Origin of the sequence: Ereboglobus luteus (assembly GCF_003096195.1) — a bacterium.
Classification (GTDB): Bacteria; Verrucomicrobiota; Verrucomicrobiia; order Opitutales; family Opitutaceae; genus Ereboglobus; species Ereboglobus luteus.
Genome location: NZ_CP023004.1, coordinates 1,023,185 through 1,040,943 on the forward strand (window position 1 = coordinate 1,023,185; position 17,759 = coordinate 1,040,943).

At 58.0% G+C, this 17,759-nt stretch carries 14 protein-coding genes and 1 tRNA gene; 6 read left to right on the forward strand and 9 right to left on the reverse strand.

All coding sequences use genetic code 11. The features are described 5' to 3' along the window. Positions 1 to 123 precede the first annotated feature (123 nt). From CKA38_RS03710 to CKA38_RS03725, 4 genes are read right to left on the reverse strand one after another with little or no spacing between them, the layout of a single operon-like run. A complete protein-coding gene (locus CKA38_RS03710) occupies positions 124 to 948 on the reverse strand; it encodes a type II secretion system protein (RefSeq protein WP_108824286.1) in 825 nt (274 codons plus the stop codon). Positions 949 to 990: 42 nt separating this feature from the next. Continuing rightward, complete coding sequence (locus tag CKA38_RS03715; protein WP_108824287.1) at positions 991 to 2,748, reverse strand: GspE/PulE family protein; 1,758 nt, start codon at positions 2,746 to 2,748, stop codon at positions 991 to 993. Between the two features lie 33 nt (positions 2,749 to 2,781). Then, positions 2,782 to 4,488, reverse strand: coding sequence for a type II secretion system protein GspD (locus CKA38_RS03720; RefSeq protein ID WP_108824288.1), 1,707 nt, complete (start codon positions 4,486 to 4,488; stop codon positions 2,782 to 2,784). A gap of 15 nt (positions 4,489 to 4,503) precedes the next feature. Next, a complete protein-coding gene (locus CKA38_RS03725; RefSeq protein WP_108824289.1) occupies positions 4,504 to 5,664 on the reverse strand; it encodes a type IV pilus twitching motility protein PilT in 1,161 nt (386 codons plus the stop codon). A gap of 476 nt (positions 5,665 to 6,140) precedes the next feature. On the opposite strand from CKA38_RS03725, the gene CKA38_RS16250 reads away from it, so the two are divergent. From CKA38_RS16250 to CKA38_RS03740, 4 genes are all read left to right on the forward strand, one after another. Beyond that, the gene (locus CKA38_RS16250; RefSeq protein WP_236919141.1) at positions 6,141 to 6,629 is read left to right on the forward strand and encodes a hypothetical protein; all 489 of its coding nucleotides are present in this window, start codon (positions 6,141 to 6,143) and stop codon (positions 6,627 to 6,629) included. Next, complete coding sequence (locus CKA38_RS03730; protein WP_236919142.1) at positions 6,598 to 7,443, forward strand: MBL fold metallo-hydrolase; 846 nt, start codon at positions 6,598 to 6,600, stop codon at positions 7,441 to 7,443. The genes CKA38_RS16250 and CKA38_RS03730 overlap by 32 nt, the downstream gene beginning before the upstream one ends. Positions 7,444 to 7,730: 287 nt before the next feature. After that, positions 7,731 to 9,074, forward strand: coding sequence for a thymidine phosphorylase (locus CKA38_RS03735; protein ID WP_108824291.1), 1,344 nt, complete (start codon positions 7,731 to 7,733; stop codon positions 9,072 to 9,074). Positions 9,075 to 9,171: 97 nt separating this feature from the next. Continuing rightward, a complete protein-coding gene (locus CKA38_RS03740) occupies positions 9,172 to 10,380 on the forward strand; it encodes a Gfo/Idh/MocA family protein (RefSeq protein ID WP_108824292.1) in 1,209 nt (402 codons plus the stop codon). Positions 10,381 to 10,622: 242 nt separating this feature from the next. Here CKA38_RS03740 and gmk read toward each other — a convergent pair whose 3' ends face one another. Further along, positions 10,623 to 11,264, reverse strand: coding sequence for a guanylate kinase (gene gmk, locus CKA38_RS03745; RefSeq protein WP_108824293.1), 642 nt, complete (start codon positions 11,262 to 11,264; stop codon positions 10,623 to 10,625). 17 nt (positions 11,265 to 11,281) lie between these two features. Continuing rightward, complete coding sequence (locus CKA38_RS03750) at positions 11,282 to 11,827, reverse strand: hypothetical protein (protein ID WP_108826394.1); 546 nt, start codon at positions 11,825 to 11,827, stop codon at positions 11,282 to 11,284. Positions 11,828 to 11,999: 172 nt separating this feature from the next. Here CKA38_RS03750 and CKA38_RS03755 point away from each other — a divergent pair. Beyond that, positions 12,000 to 12,075, forward strand: a tRNA-Gly gene (locus CKA38_RS03755). A gap of 368 nt (positions 12,076 to 12,443) precedes the next feature. Further along, positions 12,444 to 14,033 carry a cardiolipin synthase gene (cls, locus tag CKA38_RS03760; RefSeq protein ID WP_202863954.1) on the forward strand — a complete coding sequence of 530 codons (1,590 nt, stop codon included), beginning with the start codon at positions 12,444 to 12,446 and terminating at the stop codon, positions 14,031 to 14,033. 105 nt (positions 14,034 to 14,138) lie between these two features. Here the strand turns inward: cls and CKA38_RS03765 are convergent, their stop codons facing one another. The 3 genes from CKA38_RS03765 to CKA38_RS03775 form a co-directional block, all read right to left on the reverse strand. Beyond that, positions 14,139 to 16,247 carry a prolyl oligopeptidase family serine peptidase gene (locus tag CKA38_RS03765; protein ID WP_108824295.1) on the reverse strand — a complete coding sequence of 703 codons (2,109 nt, stop codon included), beginning with the start codon at positions 16,245 to 16,247 and terminating at the stop codon, positions 14,139 to 14,141. 60 nt (positions 16,248 to 16,307) lie between these two features. After that, positions 16,308 to 17,291, reverse strand: a complete 984-nt coding sequence (locus CKA38_RS03770; RefSeq protein WP_152032660.1) for a DMT family transporter — start codon at positions 17,289 to 17,291, stop codon at positions 16,308 to 16,310. Positions 17,292 to 17,380: 89 nt separating this feature from the next. Then, entirely contained in the window at positions 17,381 to 17,662 is a 282-nt protein-coding gene (locus tag CKA38_RS03775; protein WP_108824297.1) for a hypothetical protein, read from the reverse strand. Between the last annotated feature and the right edge of the window lie 97 nt (positions 17,663 to 17,759).

The following is a 17,759-nucleotide window of genomic DNA, read 5'->3' on the forward strand; positions in this document are numbered from 1 at the left end:
TGTTTTAAGAAAAGAAGCGGGACGGGGAGGTTGCCTCCACGCCCCGCTGTTGAGTGTTAATCTCTCGTCCGAATATGATTATTTATTAAATAGCATATTCACACAAAAGACCGGTCAGATCCCTTACAGGTTGGCGAGGAAGTAGTAGCCGGTGACGTCGCCGTTTTGGGTAGTAGCACCGTCAACAACAAAGCGGCCCTTCTGCTGCGTGACGAGAGGGGTGGCTGCCTTGAGATCCATCTCATTGAGGGCTCCGTTGATTTCCTCGGATATCTTTTCCGCATCCTTCATGGTCAGGCCGGGAATGACAACATATGCAACGCGCGAGCCTTTGACAAGGTTGCTAAATCCGTCGATTCTGAAGTTTACTTCCTTGTCGGCGTTCATTGTCCCGTTGGCGTTGTAAGTGCCGGGAACCAGTGTGTTAGGACCGGCAGCGGCACATTCCGCGCGCACCCACTGGGTCCAGTTATTGGTGACACCAGCGGCGGTCCCGTCAACATTCAGCTCCGTCCACTTGTTCTTCCTGCGGTTCCACGCACGTTCCTTGTTTAGCTGGGCACCGTTTTGCACACCATCAACGCCTACGCGCCAGTTTGGGTAACGCTCCAGTGTGCCAGCAGCGAGGAAAATGATTTCCAAGTGCAGATCTGTGTCGGCGTTGAGAGCAGTTCCAGCCGCAGCCGCAGCCGTGGTGTCAACTACCGTGTCATGAGTCGCGGCCTTGGTAAGCGGAAGGCGTCCAGAGGACTCCGAAAGAGCGAGATACGCCAAGGTAGCTGTTTCCAAGTTCTTGAAGTTGGAAACAGTCGAGATGATGCGGGCGCGGTTGATGGCTGAGAGAACGCCAACGGAGATGACGCTGATGAGGATCGCGATAATGGCGAGCACACCAAGCATTTCTACGAGCGTGAAACCCTTGCGGGAGTTGATCTTATTATGTTTCATTATGTTTTATTTGGTTTTGTCTATCGGTTGTTGTCTTCGGGATTAATCGGGATCTTCTGATTCCGTTTGCGCAATCACCTCCTCAATGGAGGTCTGCCCCTGCACGGCCTTGAGAAAGCCGTCCTGTCGCAGCGTGCGGAAAATCGAACTTCCCGTTTGTTCAGTTTCGGTTGCACAAAGTTCTCTTGCATGCGCTTCGCATTCGCGCAAGGCATCTTTTCCCTGCCGCACAATAATGTCGGCGAAGGGTTCGACCGGGCGGCACTCATACAGCCCGACTCGCCCCTTGTAACCGCTGCCGCTACATATATTACAGCCGCCGGGTTTGGGACGGTAAAGGGTTTCGTCGGCTTGCAGTTTGATGCCGTGGATTTCCGCCAGCGACGCGCTCTGCGGATGCGGCTCCTTGCAGGCGCACAGGCGCCGGATAAGCCGTTGCGAGACAAAAAGATTGACCGCACCGATGATGATGCTCGGCTCCACCCCGATGTCGATCAGGCGCGTGATGCCGCCGAGCGCGGTGTTGGCGTGGAGCGTGGAAAACCCGGTGTGACCGGTAAGCGCCGCGCGCATGGAAAGCTCGGCGGTCTCCTTGTCGCGGGTCTCGCCCACGAGGATGTAGTCGGGATCCTGACGAAGCAGGGAGCGCAATCCGAGACCAAAGGTCAGCGACTCGGTGACCTCGGTCTGGCGGATATTGCGGAACTCGTATTCGACCGGATCCTCAAGCGTCATCATCGTGTAGTTGGTAACGTCGAGCGTGTTTATGATCGAATATAGCGAAGTCGTTTTTCCCGATCCCGTGGGACCCACAAAATACGTGAAACCAAAGGGCGCGTTGGCCGCGCCTAGAATTGCCGCCTTGGTGTCGTCAAGCATACCGAGTTTTTCGAGCGGCACAATGCCTTTGGACTGGTCAAGGATACGAATGACGACACTCTCGCCATAAAGCGTAGGCAGCGACGAAAAGCGCAAGTTGATTTTCTTTCCGGCAAGCACGAGTTTAGCACGGCCATCCTGCGGAATATGCTTCACCGCGATGTCCAGCCCGCCCTTCATCTTGATGCGCGCGGCCACCGATTCGCGGACGGCATTGTCAATGACCTTGTAGGGCTGCATGGCTCCATCGACGCGGAATTTGATCTGCGTGAGCACCTCCTCGGGCACCACATGGATGTCGGACACGCCCATGTTGACGGCATCGGTCACCAAAAGATCGAAAAAGCGCCCGGGGTCGGAAACATCGGCGCGTGTGGCGTAAAGCTCCTCAAGCTTGGCAAGCACCTCGGCCTCGGGAGCGATGTGATACTCAAAAACCGTGATGCCGTAGCGTCCGAGCGCCTGTGTGGCTTCGGCAAACCCGGGAATCGAGGGATCGCTCACCGCGAGACTGACCATCGAGCCATTGCGACGCATGGGCAGCACACGCAACCGGCGTGCAATCGTCGGCGACAGCAACCGCGCAACCTCCATGCTGATACGCGTGGAACTAAGCGTGATGACGGGCAGCTTGTGATGCTCGGAGATGAGTTTGGTCAGGTTGAACGGCGTTATGATGCCAAGCTCGACCAGCACGCTGCCAAAACTGGAGCGGCGCCCTTGTTGATTGTAATAGTCTGTGGCGATCTTGATGCTCGACGCGCCCACGCCTTTGTCGCGCAGCGCCTGCGGCATCCACAAAAAATCACTCTCGAAACGGGATTGCGGTTTGCCTCCGGGAGTCACGCCTCCGACCACCGCGCCATTGTCCGATTTGGACAGGCCGGGTGCTGGTGTTTTTTTTGTGAGAAGCGTGCTCATTGCTGACCGTTTTTGTTTTTGAAATCTATTTTTCTAATCCAACAGAGAGATGGTTTCCACCGGACGGCTGGAGGTCGAGGCAGCCCCGGACATGGTTCTGGAATAGGCGGAAGGCGACGGCGCATTGGCACCCAAGGCGGAGCGCACGGCACGGCTGTTGCGATCCGCCTCGCCCTGATCCTGCGGTGACAAACTGGAGCCGGGCGTTATGATGCGCGGCGTCAGGAAGATCACCAATTCCGTCTTTGTCGTGTATTTCCCCTCCGAGCGGAAGAGGCGCCCGAGCAGCGGAATCTTGCTCAAGCCCGGAACGCCGCGTGTGGTATCGGCAGTGCTGTCGCTCACAATACCCCCTATAATTGCGGTTTCACCCGAGCGCAAACGGACAATTGTTGATGTGGTCTTCACATACAACGCGGGCGCGTTGAGCGAACCATCCTTCGATGTAATCTCCTCCTTCAGGCGGGTAATGGCTGGAGTGACGTCCAGCGTGATGTCACCATTGTCCGCAATTTGCGGCGTGATCGCAATCATCGTGCCAATGGAGATGCTCTGGATATCATACTGCTTGGTTTGATAAATGTTGTCCGAAAGCGAACCCATTGTCTGCGTGCTCTCCGAGCGCAATTGGAAATAGGGACGATCCTCGGTGTCCTTGATATAGGCTGTCTGGTTGTTGATGGTGATCAGGCGCGGAGAAGTCACGGTATTGAGATTGCCCTGCTCGGAAAGCGCCTGAATCACGGCGCTGATCTTGCCCGCGCTGATCGTGCCCGCAAAGGTGTCGGGGTTAAAACTGAAACCGCCCAGCGAAGTTGCGGTTACGTTGGTGTTGGTGAAGGCCCCGCTGATCGTGGTTTGAGCATCACCACTTCCCGCCTTCACAAGCGGCGTGGCAATCTGGGTGGAACCAATGATGATATTGCCGATACTGGTGGCCGCCTGCGACCAGTCGATACCCAGCTTGTTTTGATCAAGCAACTGCACTTCGACAATTTTGCCGACGATTTCGACCTGCTGCCCGATGCGACTATTCACCGTGCCCAGAAAGCGTTCGAGGTGATCATGCGTATGGCGGGAAGCGGTCGCGATGATCGTGCCCGAAAAACGGTCAAACACTATGCGTTCATCCTTGCCTTTCAACTCCTTGATTTCCGCCTCAAATTTATCCCAAAACGGAGTGTCGTTGGTAGTGTCGAGGGATACACTGGCCTCGTCCTCGTTTTCGCTCCCCCCGCTGCCGCCGCCGCCTCCTCCTCCACCGCTACTGCCGCCGCCGCCACTTTGTGAGGCATCGTAATTGGTCTGTCCGAGGTTGACGGTCGCCTTCGAGGCACCTTTGCGCTCAAGCTTGGGGTATTCAACCTGATAAACAATAGTCTTGAAACGGCGCACGGTGATATACCCCATTTCCTCCAACTGCCAGTAATATCCCTCGGATATGCACAGGGCGTCGAGGATACCGCGCAACGTGATGTTATGGAATTCGACATTCACATCCCCCGTTACGTCCTTGTCGCATATAATGCTTATGCCATAGGAGCGCCCGAGCGATTGAAACACCTTGGCAATCGGTTGCTCGTCCTGACTGAAATAGGGAATCGTGCGCATCAACACTTCCTCGGGCTCAAGAGGCGCATTGTCATCCTGGGCCTGCAGCGCGAGCCCCGTAGAAAAAACGGTCAAAAACGCGGCGAACCGGATGAGAGAGCGTAAACGATGTGCGAACGTGGGAAGCATGTGTGAAATAAAAAATTAGCGGTGCATTAACGCGGAAGGAATAGTGTGCTTCGTGCCGCCGGGCATTGAGGGGGAGGGAATGCCGCCCATGCCAGAGGAGAGGGGGTTGACCTTGGTGCTGATGCCAAGGCGTTTTCGAATTTCATCAGGCCTGTCCGAGGACTCCATGGCGGTTTCTGGTGTAATAAGCTTTTTGCGAACGTAATCCACCAAACATGTGTCAAAGTCAATCATTCCCATGTCTTTTTTCACCGCGATCTCGTTCGCGATTTGACCGGGTTTATTTTCGCGAATCGCCCCTGCTACCGCGGGACAGTTCAACAACAGTTCGAACGCCGCCACGCGACCGCCGCCAACGCGGGTGATCAAACGCTGGCCAATCACCGCCAGCAATGACGACGCCACCATCGTGCGAACTTGGTCGCGCTCGTCGGAGGGCAGCACATCCAAAATGCGGCTAATTGTGCTTCCCGCCGTGCGTGTGTGCAGCGTGCCAAACACCAAGTGACCCGTCTCGGCGGCGGACACCGCCGCCTTCACCGTCTCGGGATCGCGAAGCTCGCCGATAAGAATCACGTCGGGATCCTCGCGCATCGCGTCCACCATGCCATGACCGAAGCTCGGAACATCGCGACCGACTTCGCGCTGGCGAATAATGCTCTGCGCGGCCTTGTAGCGGTATTCAACCGGGTGCTCGAGCGTGACAATGTTCAAGGCCGCGTTGTGGTTGATCCAGTCAAGGCATGCGGCGAGTGTTGTCGATTTGCCGGAGCCCGTGTAACCCGTGACCAAAATAAGCCCGGTCGGGCGGCCCTGACGAATAAGATCCTGAAACGCCTTGGGCAACATCACGTCCTCCATCGACGGGATTTTCCCGCGCATGAAGCGGATCGCTAAAATCGGTTTTGTGTTGGCCCAGTAAAGGTGGCAGCGCATGTCCCAACCCGCGCAGTTTACGGCAAAATCGGCGGCCAGCGCCTGCTCCTTGAACGCCTTGTGCTGGGCTGGGCTCAAGCGTTTGTAAACATCCTCAAAAAACGGCGCGCCCGTGGTCAGTCCGGGACAGGAGACAATGTCGCCATCAAGGCGCAAATAAATGTTTTCATCCAATGCCAAGTGGACGTCGGACGCTTTACGCCCCGTGGCGTATACGACAACCTGTTCCAAAGTATCCATATTTTACCGATTACAAGCAGATACAAGCACTGCAAAAGGCGGGCTTATTAACAAAGCGCGCGCTATTAGGCAAATGAACATCCGTCCTGTGCCCCGCAGCCGTGGGCATCACTTTCTTTTTTGAAAAATATATCAGGAAACCGACCATGTATTTGCAGAATGTTTTAATTAAGTTTTATGGATACATGCAAGTGTGCGGCAATCGAGTCAACCCCTATTTTGAACTTTTTGCACATAACTATCAATAAACGAATCGCGGCCTGTAATACACTAATAATTAGTGCATTAAGAAACCTCCCATTAGGCAATGAAATGCAACTAGTTGCGCCTGATAACAATACCACTTCATTCTTGTTCACACAGTCGTCAAATAAATTTGGCACTTTGTGCCTAATTGAATAAAAAGCAAATAGAACAAGATATCACACAAATAATTACATATTTTTTATTACACATAAAATTCAAACCCAACCAAAATGAAATCGCGCTTACAAAGTAACCTCAAAAACGCTCTTGCGGCTGCCGCGCAAACAACGGGAAGCCCATGCCCTTTTACGAATGAGTTTCATTCTTTGGTCTTCAGGCGCCGTAAATGTCAGGACGGCTATCGCCGTTACGAGCGACATGCTCCGATCGTCAGCGACATCTTGCCAACCGCCGTGTTCGGCGCTCGTCATTCTCGGCGCTCGTTCGCAAATAGAATCGGGTGTTCCACCAGTTTTAACCGCAAGTTTTTGCGCTTTATCCCGCGGATCTTAACTGGCTTATTTTTCCCGCCCTCACCGCAGTTTTCCGAAAAGAATCCCACAACCCCAGCAACACAAAGGATCGCTCATGAACCGCCGCCACTTCCTCCGCACTTCCGCTCTTTTCGCATCGCTGGGTTTGCTATCGCGGGGTGGACTTTTTTCAAGGAGCACATCAACGAAATCAATGCCGGACGGCTTTGTTCATCTGCGCCGTAATGTTGGTATTTTTAACGGACGCGGCGGCACCATCGGCTGGCTCGCATCACCCGGTGCCCTCGCCATCGTGGACACACAGTTTCCCGAAACGACTGCAAAATGCCTGGCCGGAATACCACAACGCGGCGACCGTCAAATCGACGTGCTCATCAACACGCACCATCACGGCGACCACACTTCGGGCAATCCGGTTTTCCGCCCTGTGGTGAAAAAAATAGTTGCGCACAAAAACGTGCCCGGACTTCAACGCGCTGCCGCCGCGCGCGCAAAACCGCCCGCGACCGACAGGCAGGTTTACGCCGACACAACTTTCACCGAAACATGGTCGCTCGCCCTCGGCGGATCGCGCGACGGAGCCGAGACAATTCACGCCCGCCACTTCGGCCCCGCGCACACGAGCGGCGACATCATCGTGCTTTTCGAAAAGGCCAACATTGTGCACATGGGCGACCTTGTTTTCAACCGCCTCCATCCTGTGATCGACCGCGCGGGCGGCGCGAGCATTGCCGGCTGGATTACAATTCTCGAAACCGCGGCGAAAACCTATCCCTCCGACGCAATCTATGTTTTCGGACACGGCAGCGCCGCCCCGCGTTTCGGCGTGACGGGCAGACGCGACGATCTGCTCGCCATGCGCGATTATCTGACCGGCTTGCTTGACCACACCCGCCGCCAAATCGCCGCGGGCAGAAGTCGCGACGAGATCATCACACTCGATAAATTGCCCGGGTTCGGGGATTATCAACAAGCCCGCCGACTTTCCTCAAATTTGGGCGTCGCCCACGACGAAATCATGAACGCTCCGCGAGCTTGAAAGATGATTGCGCGCGCATGCGGCAAACCAGACTGAAAACAGGGGAAATGGCCTGCACAAGAACACCGAGGGCCAACGCAACCAACAAGTTTGCATCTGTCCGGCACCATTTACAAATATCGTAAATGGATATTGACTAATAAATTGCACATTTATCAATCAACAGGCTAACTGTCACCGCCCATAGTTTAAGCTCGACATCCGCAATAAGTCTGTTTGCTTTATACACTTTTACCGCCCCTGCGAAGGGGGCGGATATTTTTTTCTATACACACGCAAGAACGACAATGACCAAACGCATAATTCCATCACGGAGATTTATCAAACCCACATTCGAATTTCTCATCGAAAAAAAACGCGACGGCGGAGAGTTCAACAAGGAAGAAATCCGCTACATTATCGACAGCATTCTCGACAATGAAATGCCCAAGCACCAGCAGGCCGCGCTGGCCATGTCGATTTTCTTCCGGGGCATGTCCGCCCAGGAATCCGCAGACCTCACCGAGGAGATGATGCTTTCCGGCGACGTGATCGACCTTTCCGACATCGCGAAACCCAAGATCGACAAATACTCGACCGGTGGCGTGGGCGACAAAACCGACCTCGTTCTCGTTCCGCTCGCGATGGCCAGCGGCGTTGTTGTTCCCATGATGTGCGGCATCGAGCACGACTACGTCATCAACACACTCACCAAACTCTGCGCGGTGCCCGGCTTCAAGCACACCGTTTCCAAGGACCATTTTGTTTCGCAACTCGCGAAAATCGGCGGCTCCATCGCCAAGCAAGTCGACGACCTCGCGCCCGTTGAAGGCAAGTTCTACCAGCTCCGCAAGGAAACCGGCACCATCCCGAGCCTTCCGCTCATCACCGGCAGCGTGCTATCCAAGAAACTCGCCGAGGGCGCCGAGGGGCTCGTCATTGACGTCAAGTGGGGCAACGGCTCATTTATCAAGGAACTCGAGCAAGCCAAGCAACTCGCACGCTCCATGACCCGCGTCGGCCGCACGCTCAAGCGTCGCTGCGTCGCGCTCGTCACCGACATGAACCAGCCGCTCGGCGACACCGTCGGCACCTCGCTCGAAATCAAGGAAGCCATTCAGCTTCTCAAGGGCGAGGGCCCGGAAGACATCAAGGACCTCGTCATGAAACTCGGCATGGAAATTGTGCGCCTCGCCGGAGTCGCCGGCTCCACGCTCTCCGCCAAGCAAACCGTGCAACGCCACCTCACCGACGGCAGCGCGCTTCAAAAACTCAAGGACCTCGTCAAGGCCCAGGGCGGCGACCCCTCCTACATCGACGATCCGTCGAAATTCGCCACCGCGAAACACGTGCGTAAACTTCCCGCCCCCAAGCGCGGTTACGTGCACATGATCAGCGCGGGCATGATCGCGCACGGCGTGCACATTCTCGGAGCCGGCAAGACCAGCGCGCACGACAAGATCGACTACGCGGTCGGCGTCTCGGAAATTAAAAAAGTCGGCACACAAGTAAAGCAAGGCGAGCCGCTCATGATGATTCACTACAACGACGAGGCGAAACTCGAACAGGCGCTCGAATACTTCAAGAACGCCTATCGTCTCGCGCCCAAGCGCCCCACCCCGCCGCCGCTCGTCGTCGAGCGCGTCGCGTAAGCCCGCGGGCGAATCCCTTCCACACGAAACCGGATGTTTGCAAAGCATCCGGTTTTTTGCATTCTATTCCCTGACACCTCCCCACACCACCATCGCCATGAACCAGGAAATAAACCGTCGGAATTTCATCGGAACCATGGGAATTGCAGCCGCGGGCGTTGCCTGCCTCACACCCCGTTTTGCCTTTGCGGGGGAGCCTGCATCCTCCCGCAAATTGAAGATTGGCGTGGTGGGCGGCGGATTTGGCCGGACTTTTCATTTTCACGAGCACCCCAACTGCACGGTGGAGGCCGTCAGCGATCTGATTGCCAGCAGAAGGCAGCGGCTGATGAAAACCTACCAGTGTGAAAAATCATACGAGTCGCTGGAGCTTTTGCTTCGCGATCCCAAAATCGAGGCGGTGGCCATTTTTACCCCCGCCCCCGATCACGCGCGGCATGTCATCCAAACGCTCAACGCCGGCAAGCATGTGCTTTGCGCCGTGCCCGCGGTGATGAACCTCGACGAGGCTCATCAGGTGCTGGAAACCGTGAAACGCACCGGTCTCACCTACATGATGGCCGAGACAAGCACCTACCGCCACACGGTGATGTCCGCGAAGAAATTTTTCAAGGAGGGGCAGTTCGGCAATATTTTCAGCAGCTACGCGCATTATTATCATCCCGGCCTTGAGGCGCTGTATTTCACAAAAGACGGCAAGCCGACATGGCGGCACGGGCTGCCCCCGATGCTGTATCCCACGCACGCCACGGCAATGATTGTGGCGGTCACCGGGGAAAGGCTCGCAAGCGTCAGTTGCATCGGCTGGGGCGACGGCGACCCGCTTCTGAAAGGCAACGCGTATGGCAATCCCTTCTGGAACGAAACCGCGCTATTCAAGACCGACAAGGGGCATCCCTTCAGGGCCGAGATATGGTGGAGGGGCGCGGTTATTGAAACCGAGCGCGGCGAATGGCATGGCGACAAAATGAGCTATTATTCCGGATACAAGGGCCAGGCCGACCACAGGGTGGTCGCAACCAAAAATCAGGGAACGGAGGAGGGCGGTTTTGCTGTTGCGAAGCCCAAAATGGAACGCGTCCCGCCGGAACATTGGTGGAATCTGCTGCCCGAGGCCATGCGCCACGAAACCGGGCACGGCGGCTCCCATGTTTTCATCACGCACGAGTTTGTTGATTCCGTCATCAACGGCCGCGAACCGGAGGTTAACATCCGCGAGGCGCTGGCCTACACGGTGCCCGGAATCATTGCGCACGAGTCGGCATTGAAGGACGGCGAGCTATTAAAAATACCAGTGTTTGGGTAAGCGGGTTGAGGGTGTCCCTCAGAAAAGTTAAGGTAGGGCGAACCGCGCCCGGTGCGCCGGGACAATGAACCGTCAACCAAAATGAACCTCCCTGCCAACATTCAAAAATCAACGGATGTTGATACGAAGCATTCGCGATTTTCCCGGCGGGAATTCCCTTGGCCAAACAAGAGACGCATCATGAGGTCGCCCCTTGCAACGGGACGTATTTTGCCCGTTGCCGGAACGCATGTTGTCTCGTTTTACGACGACGCGATTCGCTCGCAGGTGCCGCGCCACGCGGCCTGCAACGCCGCAAAATCCTCGTCCCTCGTCGTGCTCTTTATCAAATAGTCAAACTTGCCGGCCTCCTGCACTTCCCGCTCGGCGGTTTTCATTCGGCGTTCGATTTCCGCGTCGGAATCCTGGCCGCGCAATTTCATGCGCTTGCGAAGCTCCTCCATCGGCACGTCGATAAAAACCGTCGCCATGTGCCGCGCAAGAATCGGATTGGTTTTCGCCGCGTTGCGAAAACTTTCCACGCCCTGCACATCAATGTTGATCGCGAGGCTGCGCCCGTTCGCAAGCGGTTCGAGCACCGAGGACGCAAGCGTTCCGTAGCGATGCTTTTGATGCACCCACGCCCATTCCAAAAATTCCCCCGCGGCCAGTTTTGCGTCAAATTGTTCGGGCGTCAGGAAATGATAATGCACGCCGTCGATTTCGCCGGGACGCGGCGGACGCGTGGTGGTTGTCACGACCCTGGAAAACTCCGCTTCCGTTGAAACAAGCCGCTCGCACAAAGTCGACTTGCCCGAACCCGCCGCGCCCGCGATGACCAGCAGCACGGGCGGCGTTGGCGTGGGGTTGGGTTGTTTTGAGCTGGCGTCCGGTTGCGATGACATCGTTGCGACAATGGTGTTTAATACGAAAAGGCGATTCCCGCGACGAGCAGCCCATACGCGACAAGAAACGCACCCAGCGCGCGCGCGCGTTGCACGCGGACAAATAGCCACTGGATAATGTCGCGCGCGCGATACGGCACGCATCCGAAATAAATCGCCAGCACGATCGCCGCATACACGAACCCGACGGCAAACAAACGGCGGCTGTAATCATACTCGCCAAAAAGCCCCATCAAAACTTCCCACGCGGCGAGCAGCGTGAGCGCGCTCAGCCCGCGAATAGCCAGAAAATCGGGCACAAAATAAAACGCCGCCACCGCGACCGCTCCGAAAAACGCCACCCAGGGTTTTGGCGTCTCAAAAAGCACCAAGTCCGCCGGCGACAAATGCCAGACCACGTAGAGGAACCAAACCGCCGCCGCGCCCCAGAACACCGCCGCGGCAAGCGGCGAGCGCGGCATTGCCTTGAGTGATGTCGCGATCAGCGAATTGCCGACAAGTAGCGGCACGCCAATCACGATCAAAAACAAACCCGGCAAAAACGTGGCGGTGAAAAGTGACATATTTTGAAAACCGGCAATGAGAACGATTTTCCCCCGAAGAACGAGAAAGAAAGTGGAACAGGATATCCCGCGGCAAAACACCTGGGCTGATATTTTCCTAAAAATCCGTGCGAAATTGCTATTGACGCGGCCAAACGGCTGCTTACTCATTCACGCCTGCAAATCACTTTTTGCGGGCGTAGCTCAGTTGGTAGAGCACCACCTTGCCAAGGTGGACGTCGAGAGTTCGAACCTCTTCGCCCGCTCCATTTTCAAAGAGCGTCCAATGATGTCATTGGGCGCTTTTTCGTGCCCAATTGCGACAGCATCAACGGATTGCGAGGGTGTCGATTTTTGCCCGTCCGCGCCACCTTGCGCCAGTAAATCACTGGAAACGTCCCCTGCGGGTGAGTCAATAGGTGAGTCATTTTTCGACAACATGAGAGGCGGCAGAGAATTCAATGCCGAGACGGTAGGCGCGTGAGAATTGTCCGCATAAACCTGTTCAGTCAGCTTACGGTAACTATGCCGCATGAGCGCCATGTCTGCCCGGCGTGTGATTAATCATACCCGGCGGCTGTTCGTTGCGCATTTTTCCATTGAGAATGAAGCCCGGGACGCACACATATCAGGTGCAATGCGCGAACGACGTCTCTTACGCACAGTGGTTTTGCTCGGCATGGTTGCCGGTTGCTGCGTTGACGTCCGCGCCGCGGATGTCGCGCACGAAGCCGCAAGCGGCTCGATCATCGACAGCGTTGCCGCATGGGCATCCATCGTATGGGACTACGTGCGTTCGCACACCGGCGCGGTCGTCAGCGTCGCCTACGTCCTCGTCCAAATCGCAGGCGTGCTGACGAGCATCCGCGCGATTCTCACGGCGCGCACTTCGCAAGGCGCGGTCGCGTGGGTCGTCGCGCTCATTTTGATGCCTGTCGTGAGCGTGCCCGCGTATTGGGTTTTTGGGCGGAGCAAATTCCACGGATATGTCACGCTCCGCCGCCAGAGGTCCGCCATCTCCGCGCCCACGATTCAGGCCGCGCTGATCCGCATGCGGGCGAAAAACATGCTTGTCACTCCGCAGTTCGGCGAGCCCTTCGCCATCGAACTGCTCGCGCACCTTCCGCTCACGCGCGGCAACGACGTCGAGCTGCTCATTGATGGCGACGACACGTTCTCGTCAATTTTCGACGGCATCGACCGCGCCAGGGAATACGTGCTGGTGCAGTTCTACATCATTCACGACGACGACACCGGCCGCGAATTGCTTTCGCACCTCGTGGCCAAGGTCAAGGAGGGCGTGCGCTGCCACGTGCTTTTCGACGAGATTGGCAGCAGCGGGCTGACGCGAAAATACGTGCGCGACATGCGCGCCGCCGGCATCAACGTCTCCGCGTTCAACACGAGACGCGGGCGCTGGAATCGTTTTCAAATCAACTTTCGCAATCATCGCAAAATCGTCGTGGTCGACGGACGCGAGGCGTGGGTCGGCGGCCTCAACGTCGGCGACGAATACCGCAGCCGCGACAAGAAGGCCGGCTACTGGCGCGACACGCACACGCGGCTTGCCGGGCCCGTCGTGCAATGCGTGCAGGCGGTTTTTCTTGAGGACTGGCATTGGGCCACCGGCGAGATTCCGAAATTCGAATGGCGCCCGGAAGTCGCGCCAAACGGCGTCTCGCGTGTCGCGCTTTGCCTGCCGTCCGCGCCTTCCGACGAACTCGAAACCGCCACGCTGTTTTTCCTTGATGCGATCAACACCGCGCGCACCCGCATCTGGATCGCGAGCCCATACTTCGTGCCCGACGAACAGTTCATCTCGGCGCTCCAACTCGCGGCGCTGCGCGGGGTCGATGTGCGCATCCTCATTCCCGACAAGGCGGACAACTTTCTCGTGCAGCTTTCCGCGTGGTCCTACATTGAGGAGCTCGAAACGGTCGGCATTAAAACCTTCCGCTACACAAAGGGTTTCATGCACCACAAGGTCGTCGTCGTGGACAACGCCTACAGCACAATCGGCACGGCCAATTTCGACAACCGCTCGTTTCGCCTGAACTTCGAGCTGACGATGGCGTTTGCCGACAGGCAGTTCAACGAGCAGGTGACAAAAATGCTCGAAAACGATTTTGCGTGCTCGCGCCTGGCAACGTCGGCAGAGCTCAACGCGCGCGGCTTTTGGTTCCGCCTCGCCGTGCGCGTGGCCATGCTCCTCGCGCCGGTGCAGTGAGGTTCAGAGCGCCGGCGCGCCGAGCATTGCGAGAGGCAAACGCGGCGGTTTCGGCATTTCGGGCGTTGGCGACAGTCTGCCAACCGCCCTACCCTCACGCTGGCGCTATAGCCCGAGTTCCTTTGCGAGGAAGGTGAACGACAGCGCCCACATGCGGGCGCGTTGTCCGGCGTTGGCGGCGCCGCCGTGGCCGCCCTCGATATTTTCGTAATAGAGCACGTCGTGTCCCTGCGCCTCCATGAGGGCGACCATTTTGCGCGCATGCGCCGGGTGCACGCGGTCGTCGCGCGTCGAGGTGGTGAAAAGCACGCGCGGATATTTCACGCCGGGTTTCACGTTTTGATAGGGCGAGTATTTTTTGATGAATGCCCAGTCCTCCGGCACGTCGGGGTTGCCGTATTCGGCCATCCAGCTCGCGCCGGCGAGGAGCTTGTTGTAGCGGCGCATATCGAGGAGCGGCACCTGGCAGACGACGGCGCGATAGAGGTCGGGACGCTGCGTGAACGCCGCGCCGACGAGCAGCCCGCCATTCGAACCACCCATGATGCCGAGACGCGCGGGCGAGGTGATTTTGCGCGCGATCAGGTCCTCCGCGATGGCGGCGAAATCATCGTAGGCGCGCTGGCGTTTTTCGCGGAGCGCGGCCTGGTGCCACGCGGGGCCGAACTCGCCGCCCCCGCGCAGGTTGGCGAGCACATACACGCCGCCGCGCGCGACCCACGCCCGGCCAAAGTGCGCCTTGTAATCCGGCAGCATCGAAATCTGAAATCCGCCGTAACCGTAAAGCAAGGCGGGCGCGGTGCCGTCGGCGCGAAAGCTCTTTGGCGCCAGCACAAAATACGGAACTCTCATGCCGTCGGCGGAGGTGGCCTCGTATTGGAAAACCTTCATGCCGCCTGCGTCGAAAAAGGCGGGCAGGCGCTTGAGTGTTTCGCGTTTCGATTTGCCGATCGTGCCGAGCACGAGGCTGGGCGGCGTGAGGAAATCCTGCGTCTGAATGAACACGTCGTCGGATTCGTCCTCGTCGATTCCCGAGATGCTCGTGACGCCGAAGTCGGGCGCGGGCACGGGCTGGCGCGTCCACTTGCCGGTCGCGGCGTCGAGAGTCCACGCGAATAGTTTGTTGCGCACGTTTTCGAGCTCGTTGACGACAAGGTGGTTTTTGGTGTCGGCGGTCCCGGCGAGCGATTTGCGCGGGCCGGGCTCGAAGAGCACGGTGAAATCGCGCGCGCCGGCGAGGTAGCGTTTCAGATCGGCGGCGAGGAGCGCGCCGGCGGCGTGGGTGCGCCCGCCGACAGTCCAGTCCTTGCGCAAAACGAGCAGGATTTGCCCGCGATGAACCCCGACGCTGACGTCGTCGGGCTTGTCGAGCCTCACCCACGCGCCGGCGGGGTTGCGAAGTAGGACTTCGTTGGTGAAAAAGGCGGGGCGTCGCAGGATCATGTCGTAATGCGCGCCGTGGTCATGTATCCGAAATGCGGATACAGACATGTCGGTTTTGTCCGCCTCGAAAATCGTCGCGGCGGAGGCGAGCGGCGTGCCGCGCTTCCATTCCTTGACGATGCGCGGGTAGCCGGAATCGGTGAGCGAGCCGGCGCCGAAATCGGTGCCGACGTAGAGCGTGTCGCGGTCGCGCCAGGCAACGCGGCTCTTGGCCTCGGGGAGCGCAAAGCCGCCGGCCCCGGGCGCGACGAAGGTTTTTGTTTTCAGGTCGAACTCGCGCACCACGTCGGCATCGGCGCCGCCGCGCGAGAATTTGACAAGCGCGCGGTCGCGGTCGGGGTAAAGGATGTCGGCACCGTGCCACACCCAGTTTTCATTTTCGGCGGCGGCAAGCGCGTCGAGGTCGATGACGGTTTCCCACGCGGGGGCGGTCTTGCGGTATTCGGCAAAAGTGGTCCGGCGCCAGACGCCGCGCACATGGTTTTCGTCCTGCCAGAAATTGTAATAATGCGCGCCGTGTTTCGCGACGTAGGGAATCTTTTCCCTGGAGTTGTAGATGGCGAGGAGCGCGGCGCGGGTTTGCTCGAAGCCGGGCGAGCTTTCGAGTTCGCGCGTGCTGACGGCGTTGCGCTCGCGCACCCAGGCGAGCTGTTTGTCGCCGGTCACATCCTCAAGCCAGAGGTGGGAATCGTCAGGGGCGTCCGTTGAGGCTCGGGCAGGCATGATTGAGAGCGAGGCAAGGGCGAGGCCGGTGAGGATGAGTTTGCGCATGGGGAAAAGAGAGGCGAAGCATCGGGACATGTCAGGAGTTTTTTGCGGGGACGAAACCTGTCAGGATTTTACCGGCGGTTTCAGTTGCAGCAGAATATTCGCAGCGGTGATAAACGCGCCGCCGGTCAGAAGCGTCCAGGTGAAGGTTTCGTTGGCATAGTTTATTCCGAACGCGGCGGAGAACAGGCCGGGCAGAAACAGGGCGAGGAGCGTGCCGAAGATCGGCTCGAAACAATACACGAGGCCCGCCTCCGTCGCGGTGATTTTGGGCTGCCAGGCGTTCATCAAAAAGAACGCGCCAAACGTGCAGAACACAACGAGAAGCAGCGTGAGCATGATGAAGGCGGGCGAGGCCCACGGCGCGGCGAGCGCGGAGAGATTCGGGGCGGTTGCGAATGCCATGATGGAATAAATCACGGCCTCGGTGGCAAACATCACGAGTGTGATGCGCATGACGCGATTGCCCGCGAATTCGGGCCGGTCGAGCGTGAGGATTTGCCCGGCAAAGAAAAACGCGCCGAGCAGGGTTTCAAATTCGCCGCGCCCGAGGCGGAGTTCGCGCCAGTCAAACTGCCCGAGGATTGCCACGCCGGTGATCACGAGCGCGCAGCAAAACCACACGCGCCAGCCGGGATTCTTGCGCATGCGAAACGCCACGTAGAGCGGAATAAGGATGGCGGTGAGCTGCGTGAGAAACGCGGAGGTGGAGGCCGCGGTGAATTGCAGCCCGTCGTTTTGCAAGATCATGCCGCCGGCGGCGAAGAGGCCGAGGAGCAGGCCCTGCCTCCACTCGGCCGGAGTGGTGCGCCGGCGCGCGCTGCCGCGCAGAAAAAGCAGATGGATTATCAACAACACAACCGTGCCGATAACAAAGCGCGGGCCGACGGTCGCGGATGCGGTGAACCAGTTGCCGCTGCCGGGCTGAATCGCGGCGTGCACGAGCGCGAGCGCCTTCACGGTCGGAAAGCTCAGTCCCCAAAACGCCGTCGCAAGAACAAGCATGCCGATGGCGCGCCAGTGACGGACATTTTGCGTTGGGTTCATGAGCGGGGGTTCAGGCGCGTGCGCTCGGCTTGCCCCGGCGGCATCCGGAGTTTTTTGCACGCGGGGGTTGCGCGTTCGCTGCGATCAAATCAGCGCGCCTGGCCGGCCGCGCCGTCCTCGGACGGCTGGGCCACGGTTGTCGCGGCGAAGCGCTTGCCGAACTCCTCGGTTGCGATGCGTTTCGCCTCGTCCGCGTCGGCGGCCTGCTTGAGCGCCACAAGGTCGGCGGCGCGCTTGGCGATCCAGCGGTCCTTGAAGTTTTGCTCGACCTCGGTTGCGATAAGGGGACTCGGCTTGGGTTTGCTGGAGCAACCCGCGAAAGGCAGGAGCGCAAATAACGGCAGGAGGCAAAGGAGGAGGAGGCGTTTCATTGAAGATTGGAAAAATATCTGACGGATAAAAGCGGCGCGTGTTCCGTTGTCAAAGGGCGAAAAAACAGGGGATTCGTTTTTCAAGCGCTCAAAACAG